Annotated in this window: 19 protein-coding genes and 1 pseudogene; 12 read left to right on the forward strand and 8 right to left on the reverse strand. The window is 41.8% G+C overall.

Translation table 11 applies throughout. The features are described 5' to 3' along the window. Positions 1–1,200 (reverse strand): efflux RND transporter periplasmic adaptor subunit, encoded by a 1,200-nt coding sequence (locus PSI23_RS00615; RefSeq protein WP_273553238.1) that lies wholly within the window; start codon positions 1,198–1,200, stop codon positions 1–3. 141 nt (positions 1,201–1,341) lie between these two features. Between PSI23_RS00615 and acrR the strand changes: the two genes are divergently transcribed. Both acrR and PSI23_RS00625 read left to right on the forward strand, forming a co-directional pair. After that, positions 1,342–1,992: a multidrug efflux transporter transcriptional repressor AcrR gene (gene acrR, locus PSI23_RS00620; protein ID WP_273553239.1), complete on the forward strand. Its 651-nt coding sequence runs from the start codon at positions 1,342–1,344 to the stop codon at positions 1,990–1,992. Between the two features lie 17 nt (positions 1,993–2,009). Further along, positions 2,010–2,270, forward strand: a pseudogene (locus tag PSI23_RS00625) (DsrE/DsrF/TusD sulfur relay family protein); the annotation flags it as partial. Positions 2,271–2,668: 398 nt separating this feature from the next. On the opposite strand, the gene rsmS reads toward PSI23_RS00625, so the two are convergent. Both rsmS and priC read right to left on the reverse strand, forming a co-directional pair. Continuing rightward, positions 2,669–2,833 (reverse strand): pleiotropic regulatory protein RsmS, encoded by a 165-nt coding sequence (gene rsmS, locus PSI23_RS00630; protein WP_273553240.1) that lies wholly within the window; start codon positions 2,831–2,833, stop codon positions 2,669–2,671. 20 nt (positions 2,834–2,853) lie between these two features. Next, a complete protein-coding gene (priC, locus tag PSI23_RS00635) occupies positions 2,854–3,396 on the reverse strand; it encodes a primosomal replication protein PriC (protein WP_273553241.1) in 543 nt (180 codons plus the stop codon). Positions 3,397–3,605: 209 nt separating this feature from the next. Here priC and apt point away from each other — a divergent pair, with 209 nt between their 5' ends. From apt to PSI23_RS00680, 9 genes are all read left to right on the forward strand, one after another. Continuing rightward, positions 3,606–4,157: an adenine phosphoribosyltransferase gene (gene apt / locus PSI23_RS00640; RefSeq protein WP_273553242.1), complete on the forward strand. Its 552-nt coding sequence runs from the start codon at positions 3,606–3,608 to the stop codon at positions 4,155–4,157. 98 nt (positions 4,158–4,255) lie between these two features. Then, complete coding sequence (gene dnaX / locus PSI23_RS00645) at positions 4,256–6,232, forward strand: DNA polymerase III subunit gamma/tau (RefSeq protein ID WP_273553243.1); 1,977 nt, start codon at positions 4,256–4,258, stop codon at positions 6,230–6,232. 48 nt (positions 6,233–6,280) lie between these two features. Next, on the forward strand, positions 6,281–6,610 hold the full coding sequence (locus PSI23_RS00650; protein WP_273553244.1) for a YbaB/EbfC family nucleoid-associated protein: 330 nt from the start codon (positions 6,281–6,283) through the stop codon (positions 6,608–6,610). After that, positions 6,610–7,218 carry a recombination mediator RecR gene (gene recR, locus PSI23_RS00655; RefSeq protein ID WP_273553245.1) on the forward strand — a complete coding sequence of 203 codons (609 nt, stop codon included), beginning with the start codon at positions 6,610–6,612 and terminating at the stop codon, positions 7,216–7,218. The genes PSI23_RS00650 and recR overlap by 1 nt, the downstream gene beginning before the upstream one ends. 202 nt (positions 7,219–7,420) lie before the next feature. Continuing rightward, positions 7,421–9,310 (forward strand): molecular chaperone HtpG, encoded by a 1,890-nt coding sequence (htpG, locus tag PSI23_RS00660; RefSeq protein ID WP_273553287.1) that lies wholly within the window; start codon positions 7,421–7,423, stop codon positions 9,308–9,310. A 169-nt stretch (positions 9,311–9,479) separates the two neighbouring features. Next, positions 9,480–10,127 (forward strand): adenylate kinase, encoded by a 648-nt coding sequence (gene adk / locus PSI23_RS00665; RefSeq protein WP_273553246.1) that lies wholly within the window; start codon positions 9,480–9,482, stop codon positions 10,125–10,127. A 219-nt stretch (positions 10,128–10,346) separates the two neighbouring features. After that, positions 10,347–11,327: a ferrochelatase gene (hemH, locus tag PSI23_RS00670; RefSeq protein WP_273553247.1), complete on the forward strand. Its 981-nt coding sequence runs from the start codon at positions 10,347–10,349 to the stop codon at positions 11,325–11,327. A 179-nt stretch (positions 11,328–11,506) separates the two neighbouring features. Next, positions 11,507–12,616, forward strand: coding sequence for an LPS O-antigen length regulator Wzz(fepE) (gene wzz(fepE) / locus PSI23_RS00675; RefSeq protein WP_273553248.1), 1,110 nt, complete (start codon positions 11,507–11,509; stop codon positions 12,614–12,616). A 190-nt stretch (positions 12,617–12,806) separates the two neighbouring features. Further along, positions 12,807–14,117 (forward strand): inosine/guanosine kinase, encoded by a 1,311-nt coding sequence (locus tag PSI23_RS00680; RefSeq protein ID WP_273553249.1) that lies wholly within the window; start codon positions 12,807–12,809, stop codon positions 14,115–14,117. A 109-nt stretch (positions 14,118–14,226) separates the two neighbouring features. Here the strand turns inward: PSI23_RS00680 and ybaL are convergent, their stop codons facing one another. Beyond that, on the reverse strand, positions 14,227–15,933 hold the full coding sequence (gene ybaL, locus PSI23_RS00685; RefSeq protein ID WP_273553250.1) for a YbaL family putative K(+) efflux transporter: 1,707 nt from the start codon (positions 15,931–15,933) through the stop codon (positions 14,227–14,229). Between the two features lie 215 nt (positions 15,934–16,148). Then, positions 16,149–17,390 carry an MFS transporter gene (locus tag PSI23_RS00690; RefSeq protein ID WP_273553251.1) on the reverse strand — a complete coding sequence of 414 codons (1,242 nt, stop codon included), beginning with the start codon at positions 17,388–17,390 and terminating at the stop codon, positions 16,149–16,151. 273 nt (positions 17,391–17,663) lie between these two features. On the opposite strand from PSI23_RS00690, the gene ushA reads away from it, so the two are divergent. After that, positions 17,664–19,325: a bifunctional UDP-sugar hydrolase/5'-nucleotidase UshA gene (gene ushA, locus PSI23_RS00695; protein WP_273553252.1), complete on the forward strand. Its 1,662-nt coding sequence runs from the start codon at positions 17,664–17,666 to the stop codon at positions 19,323–19,325. 273 nt (positions 19,326–19,598) lie between these two features. On the opposite strand, the gene ybaK is transcribed toward ushA, so the two are convergent. From ybaK to copA, 3 genes are all read right to left on the reverse strand, one after another. Further along, positions 19,599–20,075 carry a Cys-tRNA(Pro)/Cys-tRNA(Cys) deacylase YbaK gene (gene ybaK, locus PSI23_RS00700; RefSeq protein WP_273553253.1) on the reverse strand — a complete coding sequence of 159 codons (477 nt, stop codon included), beginning with the start codon at positions 20,073–20,075 and terminating at the stop codon, positions 19,599–19,601. A gap of 76 nt (positions 20,076–20,151) precedes the next feature. After that, complete coding sequence (locus PSI23_RS00705) at positions 20,152–20,964, reverse strand: TraB/GumN family protein (protein ID WP_273553254.1); 813 nt, start codon at positions 20,962–20,964, stop codon at positions 20,152–20,154. Positions 20,965–21,105: 141 nt separating this feature from the next. Next, a complete protein-coding gene (gene copA / locus PSI23_RS00710) occupies positions 21,106–23,853 on the reverse strand; it encodes a copper-exporting P-type ATPase CopA (protein ID WP_273553255.1) in 2,748 nt (915 codons plus the stop codon). Between the last annotated feature and the right edge of the window lie 52 nt (positions 23,854–23,905).

The raw sequence follows: 23,905 nt of genomic DNA on the forward strand, positions 1-23,905 counted from the left end.
TTATTGAGGCTTTTTTGCAGACTCATCTTGATTAGCCGTAGGCTTGGCGTTCAGATCTGTTTCCGTTGGCTTAACCGTTATTCCCGGCGCTATTTTCTGCAATCCTGTGACGATTACTCTATCCCCAGTTTTCAGGCCATCTGCTATCAGCCATTTGTCACCGATTGCCTGAGTAGCATTGATATTGCGCAATTCTACTTTGTTATCTTTATCCACAATCATTGTGGTTGCCTGACCACGAGGTGTTCTGGTAATAGCTTGCTGAGGAACCAAAATCGCATTTTTGCGCACACCTTCTTCCAACTTAGTGCGGACAAACATACCCGGGAGTAATTCTTCATTCGGGTTTGGGAACACGGCTCGCATCGTGATAGAGCCGGTTGTTTCGTCAACCGTCACGTCAGAAAACTCCAGGTAACCTTCTTGACTGTATTCTTGCCCTGAGTCAGTTATTAGGCGGATTTTGGTTTTTTTACTCTCCTTTTGAACAGTTCCTTTTGCAATTTCATTTTTGAATCGCAGGTAGTCGTCACTGGATTGAGTGATGTCAACATAGATAGGGTCTAACTGCTGAACAATCGTTAGGGCTGTTGGCTGACCCGCAGAAACCAGTGCTCCTTCTGTGACGGTGGACTTACCCGCCCGCCCAGAAATAGGAGATGTCACTTTGGTGTATGCCAGGTTGATTCTGGAACTCTCCAATACTGCCTTAGAGGACTCAACATCTGCTTTTGCCTGAGCATAATCTGAATTTGCTTTATCAAATTCCTGCTTACTCACATATTGTGTGCCCAGCAAGGATTGATAACGTTCAACAGTTAAGCGGGAAACGTTCTCGTTAGCTTGTGATCTGGCCAGACTTGCTTTGGCTTTACTATACTCTGTTTGATAAGTTGCTGAATCTATTTGGTATAACGACTCCCCAGCAGCAACATCACTTCCTTCTTTATAGTTACGTTTCAGTATGATACCGCCGACTTGAGGACGAACCTCAGCCACACGATAAGCCGATGTACGGCCCGGTAATTCTGTGATAACCGTTAGAGGTTCTGCCTTCAGCGTTACGATACCAACTTCAGGAACATGCTGACCAGCGACCCCTTGCTGTGTATTTTTATTGTCATTACATCCTGAAAGAATGAAATTGCCTGAAATTACCAGTAATGTGGCCAGAGGCAAAACTCCCCTGTTCTTTCGCATAAGTAAACCTCAATTTTTCAATATTGATTCTCTAATCTAACAAGTGAAATCATTACTTCATTGATTAAGGGTGCTATAGTACAAACATACATGAATGTATGTAAATCAGCCTCAGTAAAAAACAAAGTTTATGGCACTAAAATGGCACGAAAAACTAAACAGCAAGCAAATCAAACGCGTCAGAAGATCATAGAAGCTGCGATAAAGACTTTCTCTAAGAGAGGTATTTCAGCTACTTCACTATCCGATATCGCAATTGCCGCAGGTGTAACGCGCGGAGCAATTTACTGGCATTTTAAAAATAAAACGGATCTACTTTCTATTGTTTGCAGAATGCCAGAGCATAAAATAGACGAGCTAGAGAAAGAGTATCAATCAAAATATCCGGATAATCCACTTATTGCTTTGAGATCTTTATTGATTTCTATGTTACGAATGGTGATTGACGATTCTCAAATCCGCCAATTAATGGAAATTTTTTTCCATAAATGTGAATTCGTCGGAGAAATGTCTTCGTTAGTAGAGGAAATTAGGGAAATATGTATTTCCGATTACAAGAAGATTGAAAAAATGTTGGCTGATTGCATTCAATCAGGAGAACTGCCTTATGACCTTGATCTTAGGCGTTCTGCTATTATGTTGAGAGCATTGATGACGGGATTACTGGATAATTGGTCATTCTCACCGGACAGTTTTAATATTCAAGAACAGTCTGCTCATTTGGTGGATAGTTTCATAGATACACTAAAATATAGCTACCATTTGCGGAACAACAAAGAAAACGAGTCTTGAATACAGAAGCAAATGTCATGGAATCCATTCTGATTATTGCCAATGGAGCAGCATATGATAATGAGTCCCTTTTTAACGCGTTGAGATTATCCATTGCTCTTAAAGAACAGGAGTCCCACAGTGAACTGAGATTGTTCTTAATGTCTGATGCTGTGGTTGCTGGCTTGGCCGGGCAGACACCCAAAGAGAGCTATAATTTAAAACAGATGTTAGAAATTTTGACGGTACAAGATGTCGACGTTAAATTGTGTAAAACTTGTACTGACGCTTGGGGGTTAGTGAACTATTCCATTTTCTGCAAATGCTGCCTTCAATAGCGATATTCCAACCCGCAATAATATTCAAAATCAGCTTAAGATCCTGATAGGACGTAAGGAACATACGGTTGGAGAAAAGGTAGCAATAGCTGATTTGGAAAAAGCACTTTCTTTCTTTGATAGCATTTAATCAGCTGGAAGTTTACTTGCACAATGGGCAGGGGGGATTCTTTGCAAGAAATACAGAAGCCATTGAACGGTGGTAACAATCATCCAGATGAAAAACTTTCCTCTGGTGACAGGCCATTCTTGCCTTAAGCCATTTTCTATTCTGTCTTTTGTTTAAGCTGTTTTTTGCTTAGATATGTAGTTAGATATGTAGTTAGATATGTAATCTGAGGGATAAGTGTTAATCCTGCTTATTCCTCAGACTGCAGGGCCTGTTTTTCCAATTTTTCTTGAAGATCATGTTTGACGATATCTAATGCTGCCAATGCGATAGCAGGACAAACTTCGTTACATTCAAACAGATAAATAAGATCTACGGCGAGTTGCACTTCCGGCGGCGCTTGTTCCAGAGTCATAATTGGTTATTCCTTTGTGATTAATCTGAATTTTCTTGCTTTTCTATCGATTTCTCGATCCGCATTAATGCCTGACGACAACGGGCGAGTCTGCCCGCTAAAGCTGCGGTTTCTCTTTGCAGTTTATGCTGGTTGGTAAGTGTCATTTGTTTGCTTAACTGTAATTCTCTGTCATCGATCATTGCAATTAATCGACGCTCATAATCCTGATGTTCTGCCAGACGTTGGTAAAGATCCCGTTCTTGTGAGCGGCGCTCAAATTTATCTTCCTGTTTTCGCAGCGATTGAGTGGATATTTCGCGTTTAAGTGCCTCAATTTGTGTCACTAAACGCTCGGCAAGGAATTTCACTTGCTCAATACGGGAATCGCTTACACAGACTTTTAATTGTTCCATATTTTGTCTGATTTCTTGCATATATCCACCGAGTTTATTGCTGTTGTGGTGGAATAGTGCTTGATCAAAACGAGCGGTGGAAAAAGGGATGTCTGGCAGTAAAGCGAGATCTTTTTCCAGAATACTGACTTGTTTTTCAAGCGCACTTAATAAATTTTGTATACCCATCAGCATCTCGTTATCATTAATAATCTGTTTGTCAAAGCCCATTTTAATTGGCTTAGCATATTCGGTTGTAATGACACCGAATGTGGTAGGTGTGAAACTTGACTTAATTCAATAAAATATAAGCAGACAACTTGTCTTGCAGTTGCTTTTTTTCGGTAGTTTGAATAGATTTTACCGTTTTCTTTATTATAACCTGGCTGGCATCAATTATGACCGCTAACGCACAAACACTGCAATTAATTAAAGATAGTATCGAAACAATCCCTGATTACCCAAAGGCGGGAATACTTTTTCGTGACATTACCACATTGCTTGATAATCCAGCAGCCTACCAAGCTACAATAGATTTATTGGTGACTCATTATCAGGATAAGGGCATCACGAAGATTGTTGGTACTGAAGCACGTGGTTTCTTATTCGGAGCTCCTGTTGCATTGCGTCTGGGGGTTGGTTTCGTTCCTGTTCGTAAAAAAGGTAAATTACCGCGTGAAACACTGAGCGAAACTTACGATCTGGAATATGGCACAGATACCCTGGAAATTCATAAAAGCAGCATCAATGAAGGGGACAAAGTTCTGGTTATTGATGATCTGCTTGCAACTGGTGGCACCATTGACGCGACCGTGCGCTTGATTCGTCGTTTGAGTGGTCAAGTTTCCGAAGCTGCATTTATCATTGGGTTACCGGATTTAGGTGGTACTGAGCGCTTGAAAAAACAAGGCGTTGATTGCTACACGCTCGTTGAATTTCCCGGCCACTGATTATTTTGTTTTTTTGCATTAATGATACATCAGCCTCGCCGTTAATGGTGAGGCTGTGCTAGCATGATAGGCAGTCATGTTCAATTTCTTCGGTATTCATGAGCTATCAGGTACTCGCCCGTAAGTGGCGCCCACAAATATTTTCTGATGTGATTGGTCAGCAACATGTGCTGACTGCGTTGGCTAATGGTCTTGCACACCAACGCCTCCATCACGCTTATCTTTTCTCCGGCACTCGTGGTGTTGGGAAAACTACTATTGCACGTCTGTTGGCAAAAGGACTTAATTGCGAAATAGGTATAACAAAGACTCCGTGTGGTCAGTGTGCGAACTGTCTTGAAATTGAACAGGGCCGGTTTGTTGATCTGATTGAAATCGATGCGGCTTCCCGCACAAAAGTAGAAGATACCCGCGAGTTATTGGACAATGTCCAGTATGCGCCCGCTCGAGGGCGTTTCAAAGTTTACCTTATTGATGAAGTTCATATGCTTTCTCGCCATAGTTTCAATGCATTATTGAAAACATTGGAAGAGCCTCCAGAGCATGTGAAATTCCTTTTGGCAACGACAGATCCACAGAAACTGCCAGTGACTATTCTTTCACGCTGTTTGCAATTTCACTTGAAAATACTTGATGTGAATCAAATCAGTAGTCAATTGGAGTATATCCTTAATGCAGAGCAAATAGAGAGCGATGCCCGCGCTCGTCAACTTCTTGCCCGTGCTGCGGATGGCAGCATGCGTGATGCCTTGAGTTTAACGGATCAAGCCATTGCTCTTGGTGGAGGAAAGCTAACATCGGATATTGTTAGCCAGATGTTGGGAACGCTGGATGATGATCAACCATTGGCGGTGATTGAATCGTTGGTGCGTGCAGATGGTCAACAAATGATGGCTCTGGTGGAACAAGTGGCCTCTCGCGGTGTGGATTGGGAAAATCTGCTGGTTGAAACATTATCGCTGTTGCATCGCATTGCCATGCTCCAGTTATTGCCTCAGCAACCTGAAAGCGAGCCTTCTTCAACGGAAGGGCGGTTGCGTTTGTTGGCAAGATCAATCTCTCCGACTGATTTGCAGCTTTATTATCAAGCGTTGCTGGTAGGGCGCAAAGAGCTTCCTTATGCACCAGAACGGCGGATGGGAGTGGAAATGGCATTATTGCGAGCCTTAGCCTTTCATCCAAAAACTGTCATTGAGGAAACGCCACCACCTACTGTGGAAAATCTCGTATCGCCAATTGAAGTCGCGTCTATAGCACAACCTTTGGCTCAGCTTTCCTCAGGTCATCTGTCCTCAAATAATGTAGGAAACGAACGTCCTGAGCAAAAAATGTCTCAGCCACTGGGCAATGAGTCCTCTGCAAACAGCCCAACAGCGAAACTATTGCAAGCGAGAAATTCGCTGACTCGCCAAGGAAATACACTACCAAAAAAGCCTGAGCCGGCAGAGTCTGCGAAGGCTAAGCCGGTAAGTTCGGCGCTAGAGCGACTGGCGGCGGTGGCAGAGCAACGGCCTCAATCTTATATCCCTAAGACACTGGAAACTAAGCCAGTAAAGAAAGACGCTTATCGCTGGCGGGCAACTAATGTTGAGGTAGAAAAGCCGCGCTCAACTGCGACACCAAAAGCGATCAAAGCGGCGCTGGAGGATGAGAAGACAACAGAATTGGTAGAAAAGCTGACCATTGAATCGAAACAAAGGGATTCATGGGCTGCGGAAATCGATAAACTGCATATTCCTAAATTGATTCAGCAGGTAGCACTGAATGCGTTTAAAGAACAGATTGATGAAAATCGTCTTTGTCTGCATTTACGTTCAAAGCAACGCCATCTTAATTCAGCATCGGCTCAGAAAGCATTGACCGAAGCATTAAGTGAGTTGTATGGAAAACCTATTGAACTCAATATTATTGAAGATGATAATCCTGCGGTAAAAACGCCGCTGGAGTGGCGACAAGCCATTTATGAAGAAAAATTGGCACAAGCGCGTCAATCCATTATTTCGGATAGAACGATTCAAACACTTCAGCAACTATTTGATGCAGAATTGGATGAAGAAAGTATCCGGCCTGTTTAACTACCATAGTGTATTTTTATGCTATGGCTATAGCGAAGAGAGAGAATTATGTTTGGTAAAGGTGGTTTGGGTAATTTGATGAAACAGGCCCAGCAGATGCAAGACAAAATGCAGAAAATGCAGGAAGAAATTGCAAGTCTGGAAGTTACAGGTGAATCTGGTGCAGGACTGGTAAAAATCACTATTAATGGCGCACATAACTGCCGTCGTGTTGAAATCGATCCAAGTTTGATGGATGACGACAAAGATATGTTGGAAGATCTGATCGCTGCGGCATTCAATGATGCAGCTCGCCGCATTGAAGAAACCCAGAAAGAAAAAATGGCTAGTGTTTCCAGCGGAATGCAATTACCGCCTGGATTTAAGATGCCATTCTAATGCAAACCAGTCCTCTTCTTGAATCTCTGATGGAATCCCTGCGCTGTTTGCCCGGCGTAGGCCCCAAATCTGCGCAGCGGATGGCATTCCATCTATTGCAGAGAGATCGTAGTGGTGGAATGCGATTGGCGCAGGCACTAACGCGAGCCATGTCTGAAATTGGTCACTGTCGGGATTGCCGGACATTCACGGAGCAGGAACAATGCACTATTTGCGCTAACCCCCGTCGTCAGCAGAATGGTCAGATCTGTGTAGTAGAAAGCCCAGCGGATATTCATGCCATCGAACAAACTGGTCAGTTTGCGGGGCGTTATTTTGTCCTAATGGGGCATTTATCGCCGTTGGATGGCATTGGGCCAATGGATATTGGTTTGGATCGTTTAGAAGAACGCCTATCTTCTGAAACCTTGTCAGAAATCATTCTGGCAACCAACCCAACTGTCGAAGGAGAGGTAACGGCAAACTATATTGCAGAAATATGCTTTCAATATGGTGTAACAGCCAGTCGAATTGCTCATGGTGTCCCTGTGGGGGGGGAGCTTGAAATGGTGGATGGAACAACGCTATCTCATTCGCTGGCTGGTCGTCAAAAAATCACTGATTTGTGATTTATCTCCCAAATTAAGATAAGTGACACCAATGGATGGTGCTGATTATACCGCCATCCATAGTTGATTTACTCGCTCATCAAACTAATTTTACATTCTTCTTGTTGTCTTAACTTGAAACTCTCCGTATCTATCCCCATTTGATTACCATCGTCCGATTTTACATATCTGAACTGGATTTAGATTGAGGTAATAAATGAGCATGAAAGGTCAGGAAACCCGTGGATTTCAGTCTGAAGTCAAGCAACTGTTGCAGTTGATGATCCATTCTCTCTATTCCAACAAAGAAATTTTTCTTCGTGAACTGATTTCAAACGCATCTGATGCTGCTGACAAATTGCGTTTCCGTGCATTGTCCGCGTCTGAACTGTATGAAAATGATGGTGAGTTGCGTGTTCGTTTGGCTGTTGATAATGAACAGAAAACCATCACCATCAGCGATAATGGTATCGGCATGTCCCGTGATGAAGTGATTGATAATCTGGGAACGATTGCAAAATCTGGTACTAAAGCATTTCTTGAATCCATTGGTTCTGATCAGGCAAAAGACAGCCAATTGATTGGTCAATTCGGTGTTGGTTTCTACTCTGCATTTATCGTTGCAGACAAAGTTACTGTACGTACTCGTGCAGCAGGAACACCAGTTGAACAAGGTGTGTTCTGGGAATCAACAGGAGAAGGTGATTACACCATTGCTGATATCGAAAAATCAGAGCGTGGTACAGAAATCACTCTACATCTACGTGATGAAGAAAGCGAATTCCTCAATGACTGGCGTCTGCGTTCTATCATTGGTAAATATTCTGATCACATTGCTTTGCCGGTTGAAATTGAAACCCAAACTAAAAACGAAGAAGACGACTCGGTTACCGTCACATGGGAAAAAATCAACAAGGCCCAAGCCTTGTGGACTCGTAGTAAAGCTGAAATCAGTGATGAAGAGTATCAAGAGTTTTATAAACATATCTCCCATGACTTTACAGATTCTCTGATTTGGAGTCATAACCGTGTTGAAGGTAAGCAAGAATACACCAGCCTGCTATATATTCCTTCCCAAGCACCGTGGGACATGTGGAACCGTGAACATAAGCATGGTCTGAAACTATATGTACAGCGTGTGTTCATCATGGATGAAGCTGAGCAGTTCATGCCAAATTACCTGCGTTTTGTCCGTGGTCTGATTGATTCGAACGACCTGCCATTGAACGTTTCCCGTGAAATTTTGCAAGATAGTACAATCACACGTAATCTGCGCAGTGCGCTGACTAAACGTGTATTGCAAATGTTGGATAAACTGGCAAAAGACGACGCAGAAAAATATCAGACCTTCTGGCAGCAGTTCGGCTTGGTGATGAAAGAAGGGCCTGCCGAAGATAGCGCAAATAAAGAAGCCATTGCTAAATTACTGCGCTTTGCTACGACTCACAATGATGACTCCGCTCAAACAGTTTCTCTGGAAGATTACGTTAGCCGCATGGCAGAAGGGCAGGAGAAGATTTATTTCATTACTGCGGATAGTTATGCTGCGGCGAAGAATAGCCCACACTTGGAGCTGTTCCGCAAGAAAGGCATTGAGGTTCTGTTGCTGTCCGACCGTATTGATGAGTGGATGATGAGCTACTTAACAGAATTTGATGGCAAATCACTCCAATCTGTCAGCAAAGCTGATGAGTCCCTCGACAAACTAGCGGATGAAAACAAAGCTGAGCAGGAAGAAGAAGACAAAAAACTGGAGCCATTTGTTGAGCGCGTGAAGGCTCTATTGGGCGAGCGAGTAAAAGAAGTTAAGCTAACTCATCGTCTGACAGATACTCCGGCTATCGTAACAACCGATGCCAATGCAATGAGTACTCAAATGGCGAAATTGTTTGCGGCTGCAGGTCAGTCTGCACCAGAAGTAAGCTATAACTTTGAGTTGAATCCTGAACACGTTCTGGTTAAGAAAGCAGCTGGTGTTGATGATGATGTTCAATTTGCTGATTGGGTAGAATTGTTGCTGGATCAAGCATTGTTTGCTGAACGTGGCACATTGGATGATCCAAACCAATTTATTCGTCGAATGAATCAATTATTATTAGCTGAAAAAGCTTAAGCTTATTGAAATAATGATAAAAAACCACGCTTCAACGAAAATAGAGCGTGGTTTATTTTTTGGTGAATGCGAAAACGTTTACCTGTTTTCTTGAGCCACCCCTATTCAAATGGTATGGTGGTACGTTTTTTTTAAAATACGAAAAGCAAATAGCAAGGGGATTTACGCAATGCGTATTATTCTGCTGGGCGCACCAGGCGCCGGTAAGGGGACTCAGGCACAATTTATCATGGAGAAATATGGGATCCCCCAAATTTCGACTGGTGACATGCTGCGTGCCGCAGTAAAAGCTGGCAGCGAATTGGGTTTACAAGCAAAAGAGTTGATGGATAATGGCCTGCTGGTGACTGATGAGTTGGTCATTGCTTTGGTTAAAGAGCGCATCAAACAAGATGATTGTCACAATGGCTTCTTGTTGGATGGGTTCCCGCGTACCATTCCTCAGGCTGATGCCATGAAAGAAGCGGGTATCAAAGTCGATTATGTTCTGGAATTTGATGTTCCTGATGAAATCATCGTTGAACGTATTATTGGTCGTCGTGTGCATGCGCCATCCGGTCGTGTTTATCACATCAAATTCAATCCACCGAAAGTGGAAAACAAAGATGATGCTACTGGCGAAGAACTGACTATCCGTAAAGATGATCAGGAAGATACGGTTCGTAAACGTCTGGTCGAATACCATACACAAACTGCACCTTTGGTTTCTTACTACCAGAAAGAAGCACAGACTAGTAACACAGAATACTTCAAACTTGATGGTACTCGTCAAGTAGCGGAAGTTAGCGCAGAACTAGCTAACATTCTGGGCGAATGATTTAGTGTATCCTTGAATGATTATCCCCTTCATATTTCAGGCAAAGAGCTGAAATATGAAGGGGATACATCTCGAATTGTTAGAAACAGGTAGTTTGCTACCGTCTGGCTTTTTGTAGTTTGCACATCTGTATGAGAAATTCACTCCATGAAATGTTACATGTGACTATCATTCATGTTTTATACTGGATTGTCAGTCATTTTAATGGGGCTATGAGGAATGAGTAGCAAGAAGTATGGTGTTCTATTGGTGAACCTTGGTACACCTGATGCGCCAACACCAGCAGCAATAAGATGCTATCTGGCAAAGTTTCTGAGTGACAGAAGAGTCGTTGATCTCCCTCCATTTATTTGGAAACCTATATTGAATGGTTTTATTCTTCCTTTTCGTTCTTCTCGTGTTGCTAAGCTTTATCAAGAAATTTGGATGGAAGAAGGTTCTCCTTTATTAGTTTATAGCCACCGTCAGCAGAAATTGCTGGGGGAAAAGCTGTTGAACGAAAAGTTGGTGGATATCCCTGTTGTTTTGGGAATGACTTACGGCTCCCCCTCTTTGCCTCAGGCAGTAGATAGTTTACTGCAACAAGGCATTGATGATCTCATTATATTGCCACTTTATCCTCAATACTCCAGTACAACTTCGGCAGCGGTTTTTGACAGTATCAGTAAAATATTGCGGGGATACCGGACAATTCCTACCTTATATTTTGTCCGTAGTTATGCCACACATCCTGCCTATATTGCAGCATTAAAGGAAACCATTGAGCAGAGCTTTGAAAAACATGGTCAGCCTGATCGCTTAATTATTTCCTATCATGGTATTCCTGAACGTTTGGCAGAGATGGGGGATATTTATCCACAAGATTGTCAGGCTACGACCGAACTGTTGAGACAGGCACTGGATTATCCAACAGATAAAATTATGATGACATATCAGTCGCGTTTTGGTCGCTTACCGTGGTTATCTCCTTATACAGATAAAACAATGGCATTATTGCCAAGTCAGGGTGTGGAACATGTTCAAGTAGTGTGCCCGGGGTTTGCGTCAGATTGCTTGGAAACATTGGAAGAGATTGAGCAACAGAATAAAATTATCTTTTTGGGTGCTGGTGGGAAAAAGTTTGAATATATCTCCGCACTTAATGATAATGAAGCCCACATTTCGTTGCTTGCACAATTGGTAACTAATGTTATGAAATAACTTGCAACTGCTTGTTATGGACATTATCACACATAGTGAATGGCAGGCATTGATAGTTATATGATTTTTAAGGATGTGGTTTTTAAGGGTACGGTTTTTAAACCAATGAGTACGGTAAGCGGGAGAAAGGGCTTGCGTATCAATGAAAATCAAAATTATTTGGATTGGACACATAGATAATGAGTAATAAACCTATTAAGCACCCCGATTTTTACGAAGAGCATTCAAATTATTATCATCCAGCAAAGGAAGATGAAATTGATTTGTTTGAACTATTCTCTGTGCTCTTCCAATCAAAATATTTGATCATTGCGATCTCTTTCGTTTTTGCAATTATTGGTTTCGGTATTGCATCATTTTTACCCCAAAAATGGACCAGTACAGCTGCCGTGGTGCAACCAGGGCTGGAAGAATTTCAGCCATTAAAAAATGTGTTAACAGATTTGCAGGTTCTGAATCTTGAGCCAAAATTGACCGAAGAGTCGTTATATAAACGATTTATCGAAAACTATAACTCACGTGTATTGCGTGAAGAATATTTGGTTAGTACAGATTACTTTAAGGCCTTACCAGCTAAGAATCATGAGGGATCCGGCCTAGAGCAAAGAAAATTGATCGAGCAAATAGTCAATAAAAACATTTCCATATCTTTACCTAAAAAAGATAAAGATAACGATATTGATGAAGCGATTCTCTCTTCCAGTGCTGATAATGCAAAAGATGCTTACAATCTATTAAATGGCTATATCAAATTTGTCTCTTCAGTGGTTCGTGATCAAGTGAAAGATGAGCTGAATGATATGGTTTATCAGAAATTGGCGTACTCGAAAAAGCTTTATGCTCTCGATTTGTTTCGTGCCGACAATTTGCGTAATGTGGATATTGAGCGATTGAAGTATGCGATTTCTATTGCTAATTCTGCCGGCGTCAAAAAACCTGTATCGAATGGTGGAGCTATGATCAAGGATGATCCGGATTATTCGATCGCATTGGGTTCTGATGCATTGCAACGTAAGTTACAGATTACTGAAGAAATCACTGATCCAGCTAAAATTGATGCAGATATGCGTAACCGCCAGTTATATATCAAAAGCCTGGAAAAAGTGAATATTGATAAGGTTGATTTCGTACCATTCAAGTATATGCAGGAACCTTACGAACCAACTTCAAAAGACTCACCTAAGCGTTTGCTGATTTTGATTGGAGCAGGTTTCATTGGATTTATTTTATCCATCATGTATATTCTGATGCGCCACATGGTACGTAGTCGTCAGAAACAAGAGGCTTAATATTATTTAAAGCTCAATATCTATTCTTCGTTATAGATCGTGTTCTGATAGCTGATGTTTCGACAGTCAATGCTGTAATAGCATTGGCTGTCTTTATTTTTGTCGCCGTGTTTTTGTTTTGCTCCGGTATTGTAACAGATGGTATTGTGCTAATATGCCGCATGTTTTGGCTCTATATCAGCAATTAATTATGAAATTCCCTGGTAAACGTAAATCTAAACACTATTTTCCTGTCAGTTTAAGAGATCCTCTGCTCCAACCTATCAAAGAGATGATGGATACTGAAAATAATCGAGCCTATATTGTTGGCATTGATCAGACACTGGTTGATATCGAAGCCAAAGTTGATGAAGATTTTATCCAACGTTATAACCTGAGCCAGGGACACTCTTTAGTCATTGAAGATGATGTGGCCGAGGCACTCTACAAAGAACTGACAGACAAGAATCTAATCAGCCATGAATTTGCAGGGGGAACGATCGGTAACACCTTGCACAATTATTCTGTTCTGGCTGACGATAAATCTGTATTGCTTGGCACCATGTGTCATAACATCCAAATAGGAAGTTATGCGTATTGCTATCTTTGTAATACATCCAGCCGTATGGATTTAAATCACCTTCAGGGTGTTGATGGTTCAATCGGTCGCTGTTTTACCTTAGTGACGGAAAATGGTGAAAGAACGTTTGCTATCAGCCCTGGTTTAATGAATCAGCTTCATCCAGAAAGTATTCCTGAACACATTATTGCGGAAGCATCAGCTTTGGTCATCACCGCTTATCTAGTGCGCTGTAAACCGGGTGAGCCAATGCCGGAAGCGACGATGAAAGCTATTGAGTATGCAAAGAAATATAACGTACCTGTTGTATTGACGTTAGGAACAAAATACGTCATTGCTGATGATCCACAATGGTGGCGTGATTTTCTGGCTGAAAATATTTCTGTTGTTGCAATGAATGAAGATGAAGCTCATGAACTGACAGGTTTCAGTGATCCTCTGTTAGCGGCTGACAAGGCGCTAGATTGGGTGGATTTGGTCTTGTGTACCGCTGGACCTGCTGGATTGTATATGGCGGGTTACACTGAGGAGGAGTACCATCGCCAAACGACACATCCATTGTTGCCTGGTGCGATTGCGGAATTTAACCGTTATGAATTCAGTCGTGCGATGCGTAAAATGGATTGTCAGAATCCAATGCGCGTCTATTCCCATATTGAACCTTATATGGGAGGACCTGAAAAAATCATGAATACCAATGGTGCTGGAGATGGTGCATTATCTGCATTACTGCATGATATTACTGCTAATAGTTATCATCGAATGAATGTGCCGAACTCCAGTAAGCATATGCGTTCTTACTTAACCTATTCTTCTTTGGCTCAGGTATGCAAGTACGCTAACAGAGTGAGTTATCAGGTATTAAGTCAGCATTCTCCTCGCCTGACCCGAGGGTTGCCGGAGAAAGAGGATAGTCTGGAAGAGTCTTACTGGGAGCGTTGATTCTGGTAACCTGAAATTATGGTAATCTGAAATATTGCCTTAACTGTTTTTATTGGATTTACTGGAATATCCCCATAATTTGGGGATATTCCTTAGTTGCAAGTTGCATTTATGCTGGAGCCGTTGGTGAAGGTAATGATGACGGTTTTATCGGGCAACTTTCCTCATATTCAGGCAGTGCATCAGCCATTGCTCGTGCTATCTCATGTTCACCAATGATGATATGGCTAGTGCCACGCTCTTTAATGTAGGTGACTTTATCATCATAATGGGCTCGAACAATTATATTGATATCTGGCCTGATTTCTCTGGCATTCGCGACAATTTCACCCGCTTCGTAACCATTGGGGATTGTCAGAAATAACGTACAAGCGCAGTCAAGCCGTGCCAGAGCCATGATCTCTTTATTGGCAGCGTTACCTATTATTGCGCTGATACCCATTTCGCCTATTTCTTCAAATCGGGCACGTGTATCTTCAATGACCACAACTGGGAAGTTTCTTTCTTGTAAACGTTGGCAAAGTTGGCGACCCACTCGACCATAGCCTACTACAATAGCATGACCACAAATATTGACAGGGATTTGGGTTTCTTCTTCCAGTGTTTCTTCGAGTAATTGTTCTTCGATGGTTTCTGTTTTTTCCAAATAGCGATCCAGTAAACTGAATAGAAGAGGATTCAACATGATTGAAATGATGGCGCTAGCCAATACAAGATTACGGGCTTCTCCATTCAAGAACCCTAGAGTGACACCGAGTCCCGCGAGAATGAAGGCAAACTCACCAATTTGGGCAAGACTGACAGAGATAGTTAGAGCTGTACGGCGTGAATGCCCAAACATTTTGACCAGTATCATGGCAGCCAAAGATTTGCCAATAATAATAATGGTAAGAGTTCCTAAAATAGCCAGAGGCTGCTGGAGCAGAACCATAGGATCAAATAGCATTCCAACGGAAACAAAGAAAAGAACCGCGAAAGCGTCTCGCAAGGGCAAAGTGTCTTGAGCTGCCCGGTGGCTCAATTCTGATTCATTCAGTACCATACCCGCGAAGAATGCCCCGAGAGCAAATGAAGCATCAAATAGTGACGCAGCACCATAAGCAACACCTAATGCAATGGCAAGTACAGCCAGTGTGAATAATTCACGGGAGCCTGTTCCTGCCGTTTTTGCCAGTAACCAAGGTATGACCCGTCGTCCGACGAAAATCATCAATAAAATAAAAGCAATGACTTTTCCAATTGTGATAGATAGCTTTAATAGTAATTGACCAAAGTTTGCATTCTGGTTGTCCAGAATACCCGCTACTGCTGGGAGTAACACCAACGCCAGTACCATTGCCAGATCTTCAACAATTAACCAACCAATGGCAATTTGTCCTCTTTGGCTATCAATGAGTTGTCGTTCTTCTAATGACCTGAGCAATACCACTGTGCTGGCGGTGGACAGACAAAGACCAAAAACAATGCCGCTCAATAATTCCCAGCCAAGTAGTGCCGATAAACCTGCGCCCAATAAAGTTGCGACTGCAATTTGAGCGATCGCACCAGGAATGGCAATGGATTTAACGGCTAACAAATCTTTAAGTGAAAAATGTAGACCGACACCAAACATCAATAAAATCACGCCAATCTCTGAAAGTTCTGGAGCCAAAGACGTATCGGCAATGAAACCTGGTGTAAAGGGACCCGCTAGTACACCTGCTACAAGGTATCCTACCAGAGGTGAGATTTTCAGACGTTGTGCAAGCATGCCAAGTAGATAGGCGAGAACAAAGCCGCCAACAATGGTCGTGATAAGAGGTGTCGAATGCTCCATCAAGGCTCCTTCTGGGTAGCGGATATAATAAATTGTATAGTTACATGAAGTAATAATATACTTTATAAGTAATTAGCGATAAGACTGCTAAAAAGCACCTTGATCGATGAAAATGAGAATGATCTATATAAATGGTATTTTAATGTAATTTTATGTAGATATTATCATTATTTACGCTTGTTTACAAAAGGTGTATGATGTAAGAATTGTAATTATTATACATTGATTTTATTATTTTTTTTGTTTTTATTTTCCATATTTGGTAGTAATAGAGTAAAAATACCAATAAGTGGTAAAAAAGCACAGGTTTTGTAAACCAATTCTATACTGGTCTTATCCGCGACATAGCCAAGTACAGCAGCCCCAAGACCTCCCATACCAAAGGCCAGACCAAAGAATAAACCTGCGATCATGCCTGTTTTACCGGGAATGAGTTCCTGAGCATAAACTAAAATAGCAGAAAATGCGGACGCCAATATTATGCCGATAATAACCGTTAGTATGCTTGTCCAAAATAAGGTTGCATAAGGTAACATCAGGGTGAAAGGCGCAACGCCAAGAATTGAACCCCAAATGACATATTTCCTGCCTATCCTATCCCCAACAGGCCCCCCAATCAGAGTGCCTGCCGCTACAGAAAATAAAAAGACAAATAGGTGGATTTGGGCGTTTTGCACTGACACGCCAAATTTCTGTATTAAGTAAAATGTATAGTAGCTACTGATACTGGTTAGGTAAAAGTATTTGGAGAAAATCAATAATAAAAGTATAGCAAAAGAATTTATGACAGTTTTTCTAGGTAGGTTTGGTAGGGAAGTAGCTCGAGAAGACAAGGGAGTTATGGCTTGATGTTGCATCTTATACCATTGGCTGACTTGCAAAAGAATTACGATAGCCAATAATGCTGCCAGAGAAAACCAACCGACGTTTCCCTTGCCGTATGGAGCAATGAAAATAGCTGCCAGTAATGGTCCCAGTGAACTTCCTAAATTTCCTCCTACTTGAAATAATGATTGTGCCAGTCCGTGGCACCCACCTGAAGCCATGCGTGCGACTCGTGATGATTCTGGATGAAAAACAGATGAACCTATACCGACTAGGGCGGCAGCTATTAAAATAATTGAAAAACTTTCAGCATAAGCGAGTAGAAGTAAACCAGATAAAGTAAATCCCATACCGATAGGCAATGAATAGGGCTGCGGGTATTTATCTGTATACCAACCGATGAGGGGTTGCAATAGAGATGCTGTTATCTGATAAGTCAAAGTTATCATACCAATCTGAATGAAACTGAGCGTAAATTCAGATTGCAGAAGTGGATAAATCGCCAGAATCAACGATTGAATCATATCATTCAGCATATGGGATAAGCTGATGGTGCCAAGAATTGAAAAAACTGTCCGATGTGTTTTTGTTGATGAGGTCGGCAAAGGAGCTATTTTACTTTTTTCACTCATATTTATTCGCTTCTCAATATTTTTATAGGGTAAAATTTAATCAATTAGTTTGATTTCTGTTTAATTTTTTACACCATAATAAATCTTCGATAGCTAACAAAAATTTTAATCATATCGGTATAATTTGACTGCTATCTCAAAAAGGTGAAAGAAGGCATTATTTAATGACACAATTATGTAATCCTGATCAGAAAAATGTGGTATGTATGCCATTTTTCACACCCTATTTGGGGACTATAACCAATAGAATTTTAAATAACATGGAGATACCCCATGAAACTATCGTTTAAAGCATCAGTATGTGCCTTTGCTGTTTCTCTGTCATTAGTACCATTAATTGCAAACGCTTGGGAAAAAGATAAAACCTATGACATTACAATTTTGCATACTAACGATCATCACGGTCATTTTTGGCATAATGATCATGGTGAGTATGGTTTGGCAGCCCAAAAAACGGTAGTAGATTCCATTCGGCAGGAGGTTGCGAAGAAAGGAGGCAGCGTATTGTTATTGTCTGGTGGTGACATTAACACAGGCGTACCGGAGTCAGATATGCAAGATGCTGAGCCAGATTTTAAGGGCATGAATCTTGTAGGGTATGACGCAATGGCATTGGGGAATCACGAATTTGATAAGCCATTGAATATCTTGAAACAGCAACAAAAATGGGTAAATTTCCCATTTTTATCTGCCAATATTTATCAAACCAGCACAGGCAAGCGTTTATTTAAGCCATATGTCATGTTTGATAAGCAAGGTGTGAAAATTGCAGTTCTTGGCCTGACAACTGATGATACAGTGAAAATAGGCAATCCAGCTAATTTTCCAGATGTTGAATTCCGCGTTCCTGCTGAAGAAGCCAAAAAAGTTATTGAAGAGCTGAAAAAGAATGAAAAACCAGATGTGATTATTGCGGCAACCCATATGGGGCACTATAACGATGGTTATCATGGTACTAATGCACCAGGAGATGTTGAAATGGCGCGCAGTTTGCCTGCGGGTTATTTGGATATGATTGTGGGTGGTCACTCACAAGATCCGGTATGTATGTCGGCAGAAAATAAAAACTATAAACAAGTGGATTATGTTCCGGGCACACCTTGTTCTCCAGATCGCCAAAATGGTACTTGGATTGTTCAAGCCCATGAATGGGGGAAATACGTGGGCCGTGCTGATTTTCAATTCCGTAATGGTGAATTCAAGCTGGTTCATTACCAGTTGATCCCCATCAACCTAAAGAAAAAAGTGACAAAAGAAGATGGCAGCACGGAACGTGTTTACTATACGCATGAAATTCAGCAAAGCCCTGAGATGCTTAAATTGCTGACGCCTTATCAAGATAAGGGCAGCCGAAAACTTAATGTGAAAGTGGGTTTTGTAGATAACAAATTGGAAGGTGATCGCAGTAAAGTACGTTTCGTTCAAACAAATATGGCACATCTTGTATTGGCTGCTCAAATGGAACGAACAAATGCTGACTTTGCCGTGATGAGTGGTGGCGGAATTCGTGATTCAATTGAACCGGGTGATATTACTTACAAAGATGTCCTGAAAGTTCATCCATTTGCTAACCAGCTGGTTTATGTGGATTTCAAAGGTAGCGAAGTTCTGCCATATTTGAAGGCTGTTGCAAATATGGAAAAGGATTCTGGTGCTTATGGACAATTCTATAATGTTAGTTTTGTAATGGATGGTAAAAATATCCGTGATGTAAAAATTGGCGGTAACCCATTAGATCCAAATAAAACTTATCGTATGGCAACTTTGAATTTCAATGCGATCGGAGGAGATGGTTATCCACGGATTGATAATTTGCCTGGTTACGTTGATACAGGTTTCATCGATGCTGAGGTACTGAAAGGGTATATTGAGAAACATTCTCCATTGAAAACCTCTGATTATGAGCCGAAAGGTGAAATTTCACATAAGCAATAACAACTAGTTAATAGATTGTTGTTAGTTACCCGTATAAAAAGACCATCTGAAAATCAGATGGTCTTTTACTTAACTATCTGTAAGGATGATTATACATAACCTAAATCGGGATGGTTGAAACGGAAACATAATTTAATTATTAAATAAGTTAATTGAAATGGTAATTAATAATTTTATCGCTGTGATAAAAGTATATCGGTATTATTTATTACAAGGCTCTGCTTTAAAAAACGGAGCCAGCTCGAAAAAATTAGTGAGAGTTGCGATTTAGTTTCAAATTTTAGCAATGTCAGCAAACGAACAGTTAAGTAGTTGGCATAAATCTGTGGGGGACAATTCAATATCTAATCCACGTTTGCCTCCAGAAATAAATAAAGTTAGCAAATTTTGAGCCTGACTATCAATAATGGTAGGCAGACGTTTTTTCTGTCCTAACGGGCTAATGCCCCCCACTAAATAACCCGTTACCTTTTGTGCCTGCTGAGGTTCGGCCATATCTGCTTTTTTTGCCTTAAAAACTTTGGCTACTTTTTTCAAATCGAGTTGTCCGGAAACAGGTGTAACGGCGACAACAAGGTTTTTAGGATCGCTATTCAATGAAACCAATAGCGTCTTAAAAACTTGTTTGGCATCTAAACCGAGTTTTTTAATCACTTCATCACCGAAATTATGTTCATTCACATCATGTTCATAAGGGTGGAGTTTGAAATTTATTTTTTGTTTTTCCAGCAAAACAATAGCGGGAGTCATATTTGTACCTATAGCTGTCTATTTGTAACTATTTATCGGTAATGATTTTTTCAAAATGAAGCAGATGAATATGTTGTTATTCCTGAGGCCTTACCAGCATTTGCCCTAAATTGTTTTCTCCATGAAGATGCAATGCTCCTACAGCAACCAAATATTTCCCTGCTGGTAAGTTATGTAATTGCTCACTCCATTGGCGGTTTCTTTCAGTCATTAAGGTTTGGTAAATTTCTTCGCAGAATGTCATCGGTAGTACCTGATTTTGTTTCTCAGGTCTGTAATTCATCCACCAACTAATCATAGTCTGTAACGCACGCGCATTGGTGTGCCAATGGGTGATAGTATCTTCCAACAAAGAAAACCCTCCATTTGGCAGATTGATGAGAAGGTCGACTTGCGCATCGGTTCCTTCCAACTCAATGATGGTTTTATTGATAGTTTTTGCACTGTTCAGTAATTGGCAATCGATACCATATTGAGGACGCAATCCCAAATACTGGGCTTGGGCAGCCTGTAATATCAATGCAACTTGCCATGAGGGTAATGGGTCCAGCAGTGTGACAGGATGTTGGATTTCTCGGCAATAACGCTGTAAACAGTCAAAATGCTCGGGAGATAAACGTTGTGATAGCTCAATCTGCTCCGGAAACGTTTCTTTGAAGGGAGAATCAACTTGAGTGATATCTGCCTCGACAATAAGAGCGTCCACTTGCTCCAGTTGTTCCAACAATATTTCAGAAAGTGGGTACATGTTTTTTGTACCCATATGAATACTGCCAACAATATGCAATTGTTTGTTTTTATTTAAAGTGATGTCGAAAGCAGGATAGGGATAATGCCTTTGGGAATTGAGTCCCAATATCTTACTGAAATATGTCATTAATTTTCCCATGCTGCATACTCCAATAGTTGGCATTGAGCGGTATGCTAACCTGTTAATGGTTAACAAGAAAGAGGGAAAAGTGCGGGATGAAAAGCTAAACGGAATATATTTAGCTTTTCATGGATGCGATATAACTGCCTGAATGTTATGTCAGGATTTAGGTTTGAAACGCAATAAGCGATTGGCGTTACTCACGACAGTAATTGAAGACAATGCCATGGCTGCACCGGCAACTACAGGGTTTAATAAAGTCCCGGTAAGAGGGTACAAAATACCGGCTGCAATTGGGATGCCCAAGGTATTGTAGACAAATGCACCAAATAGGTTTTGTTTCATATTACGCAATGTGCCTCGGGATAATTCAACTGCATCAGCAACTCCGTGCAGGCTATGGCGCATAAGGGTAATGGTTGCGGTTTCTATGGCAATATCACTGCCACTTCCCATTGCGATGCCAACATCCGCTTGTGCCAATGCAGGTGCATCATTAATGCCATCACCGATCATCGCCACTTTCCTGCCTTCTGATTGAAGTGATTGAATGGCTGCTGCTTTGCCATCAGGTAAAACACCCGCAATAACGTGGTCAATGCCTGCTTCTTTAGCGATAGCATTCGCTGTAGTGGGGTTATCTCCTGTCAACATGACCAAATGATAGCCTTGGTTATGTAAGCGAAGCAGGGCAGAAACAGTATCTTGACGCAAGGGATCGCGGATAGAAAACAGGGCAGCGATTTTCCCATTGGCTGACAGAATAACAGGAGTTATGCCTTTTTCTGCCTGTGCCACCATTAATGGCTTTAATTCCGTTGTATCAATCTGATGTTGCTCAAGTAATTTTTGATTACCTAATAACAGGGTAATATCCCCAATTTCCCCCTTAACACCTAGTCCTGCGAGTGTGCGGAATGTTTGCACTTCTGGTAATTTTTGTCCTTCAAATTTCATTAAAATGGCTTTTGCCAGAGGATGATTTGAGCCACTTTCCAATGCACCAGCCCATATCAATACTTGTTCTTCGGTGAAACCATTGAAGGTATGGATCTCAGTCACTTGTGGCATACCTTCAGTTAAGGTGCCGGTTTTATCAAAGACAATGGTATCCAGTTGGCTGGCATGTTGCAGAGCATCAGCATCACGCACTAATACGCCTAATTCGGCGGCTCGTCCCACTCCAGAAATGATGGACATAGGAGTTGCCAGCCCAAGAGCACAAGGACAGGCGATAATTAAGACTGTAGTCATGATGACCAGCGCGTACATGATTTGTGGGGCAGGACCGATAAAATACCAGAGCGCGCCAGCAATCGGAGCGATAGCAACAACGATAGGCACAAATATTGATGATATTTTGTCTGCCAATTGACCAATTTCAGGTTTACTGCTTTGTGCCTGACGAACTAATTTGATGATGCGCGCTAATGTCGTTTGGCTACCAACCGCATTGGCTTTAAACAGTACCGTACCATCTTGAACTACAGTGCCAGCATGGACGGTATCGCCGATAGATTTTTGTTGAGGAATGGGTTCACCTGTCAGCATGGCTTCATCCAGCCAAACTGTACCCTGAATAATTTCACCATCGACCGGAACACGATCTCCTGTTGTCAGGCGCAATATCATATCGGGCATAACATCTGCCAATGGCAGTGTTTTTTCGCCTTCAGCGGTAACCACTCGTGCTATTGGCGGTGTTAAGTCCAACAATCGCTCAAGAGCTTTGGAAGAGCGTTGACGGGCACGTTGTTCTAATGCATGGCCGAGGTTGATCAAACCAATGATCATGGCACTGGCTTCATAATAAAGATGACGGGCTTGGGGAGGAAAAATCTCTGGCCACAAATTCACACTAATTGAATAAAGCCATGCTGCTCCCGTACCCAGAGCGACGAGGGTATCCATTGTCGCACTGCCATTTCTTAGGCTTTGCCACGCATTACGATAAAAATGTCCGCCGGCAAATACCATTACAACCAGTGTCATCAAACCAATAGTTAGCCAAATAGTGTGGTTTGAAGGTGTAAGTATCATATTATCACCTATCATTCCCCACACCATGACAGGTATCCCAACGACTAACGCAAGGGCTGATTGCCAGCGAAAGCGCCGCATATTAGCTTGTGCCACTTGCTGTTGGCGCTCACGGCGTTCAGCTTCATCCTGAATGACTTCCGCACTATAACCAGCCTTGATAACTGCTTCAATTAAGGTGTTTGGTGATACATGGCCTGTGACTAATGCGCTTCTTTCCGCGAGATTGACTCTGGCATGTTCCACGCCATCAACAGATTGCAGCGCTTTTTGTACCTTGCTGACACAGCTTGCACAGCTCATGCCATCTAGCAAAAGCTGAATGCTGTCATCATTGCTGTCATTAACACTTGCATTATTTTTGTTGCTGTGCTCAACAGGGGCTGTCTCTACCGGAGTCGAATGGGTTGCCGCTGCCAGAGACTCCGGAGTCTGTGCCAGCGGCTTATTTTTTGGGAAATCTACCTCCGCTGCTAATTCGGCGTGGTATCCGGCTTGTTCAACCGCATGAATTAACGCACTGCTCTCTGCTTTGCCATAGATTTTTGCTGTTTGGGTATCAACTTCAGTGGCGATAACACCTTCCACGGTTTCTAATGCTTTTTGTGTCTTACCTGCACATTTCATGCAGCTTAAACCTGACAACCGCAATTCAATATCAGGTTGAGTGGCAACAGTGGCTTTATAATTTTCGGCAACAATGGTGGCAATCAATTCATCAGATGAAACATTACTGATAATTTTGGCATAATTCAGACTCACATCTGCCCGTTCGACGCCGGGGATTTTTTCCAGAGTTTTTTTGACCCTGTTGACACAATGCATACAAGTTAAGCCTTGAAGTGCCAGAATGGTGGTTGTGGACATAACAATATCTCCTGATACAGAGTGATATACTTATCATTAAGGCTAAACCTTC

This window comes from Xenorhabdus yunnanensis, assembly GCF_028598805.1.
Taxonomy (GTDB): Bacteria; Pseudomonadota; Gammaproteobacteria; order Enterobacterales; family Enterobacteriaceae; genus Xenorhabdus; species Xenorhabdus yunnanensis.

Coding starts and splice junctions, on each gene's coding strand:
- ushA (WP_273553252.1), top strand. CDS start 17,664: ATGAAACTATCGTTTAAAGCATCAGTATGTGCCTTTGCTGTTTCTCTG.
- copA (WP_273553255.1), bottom strand. CDS start 23,853: ATGTCCACAACCACCATTCTGGCACTTCAAGGCTTAACTTGTATGCAT.
- hemH (WP_273553247.1), top strand. CDS start 10,347: ATGAGTAGCAAGAAGTATGGTGTTCTATTGGTGAACCTTGGTACACCT.
- PSI23_RS00680 (WP_273553249.1), top strand. CDS start 12,807: ATGAAATTCCCTGGTAAACGTAAATCTAAACACTATTTTCCTGTCAGT.
- PSI23_RS00690 (WP_273553251.1), bottom strand. CDS start 17,390: ATGAGTGAAAAAAGTAAAATAGCTCCTTTGCCGACCTCATCAACAAAA.
- rsmS (WP_273553240.1), bottom strand. CDS start 2,833: ATGACTCTGGAACAAGCGCCGCCGGAAGTGCAACTCGCCGTAGATCTT.
- ybaL (WP_273553250.1), bottom strand. CDS start 15,933: ATGGAGCATTCGACACCTCTTATCACGACCATTGTTGGCGGCTTTGTT.
- ybaK (WP_273553253.1), bottom strand. CDS start 20,075: ATGACTCCCGCTATTGTTTTGCTGGAAAAACAAAAAATAAATTTCAAA.
- apt (WP_273553242.1), top strand. CDS start 3,606: ATGACCGCTAACGCACAAACACTGCAATTAATTAAAGATAGTATCGAA.
- htpG (WP_273553287.1), top strand. CDS start 7,421: ATGAAAGGTCAGGAAACCCGTGGATTTCAGTCTGAAGTCAAGCAACTG.
- priC (WP_273553241.1), bottom strand. CDS start 3,396: ATGGGTATACAAAATTTATTAAGTGCGCTTGAAAAACAAGTCAGTATT.
- PSI23_RS00650 (WP_273553244.1), top strand. CDS start 6,281: ATGTTTGGTAAAGGTGGTTTGGGTAATTTGATGAAACAGGCCCAGCAG.
- adk (WP_273553246.1), top strand. CDS start 9,480: ATGCGTATTATTCTGCTGGGCGCACCAGGCGCCGGTAAGGGGACTCAG.
- dnaX (WP_273553243.1), top strand. CDS start 4,256: ATGAGCTATCAGGTACTCGCCCGTAAGTGGCGCCCACAAATATTTTCT.
- PSI23_RS00705 (WP_273553254.1), bottom strand. CDS start 20,964: ATGGGAAAATTAATGACATATTTCAGTAAGATATTGGGACTCAATTCC.
- PSI23_RS00615 (WP_273553238.1), bottom strand. CDS start 1,200: ATGCGAAAGAACAGGGGAGTTTTGCCTCTGGCCACATTACTGGTAATT.
- acrR (WP_273553239.1), top strand. CDS start 1,342: ATGGCACGAAAAACTAAACAGCAAGCAAATCAAACGCGTCAGAAGATC.
- recR (WP_273553245.1), top strand. CDS start 6,610: ATGCAAACCAGTCCTCTTCTTGAATCTCTGATGGAATCCCTGCGCTGT.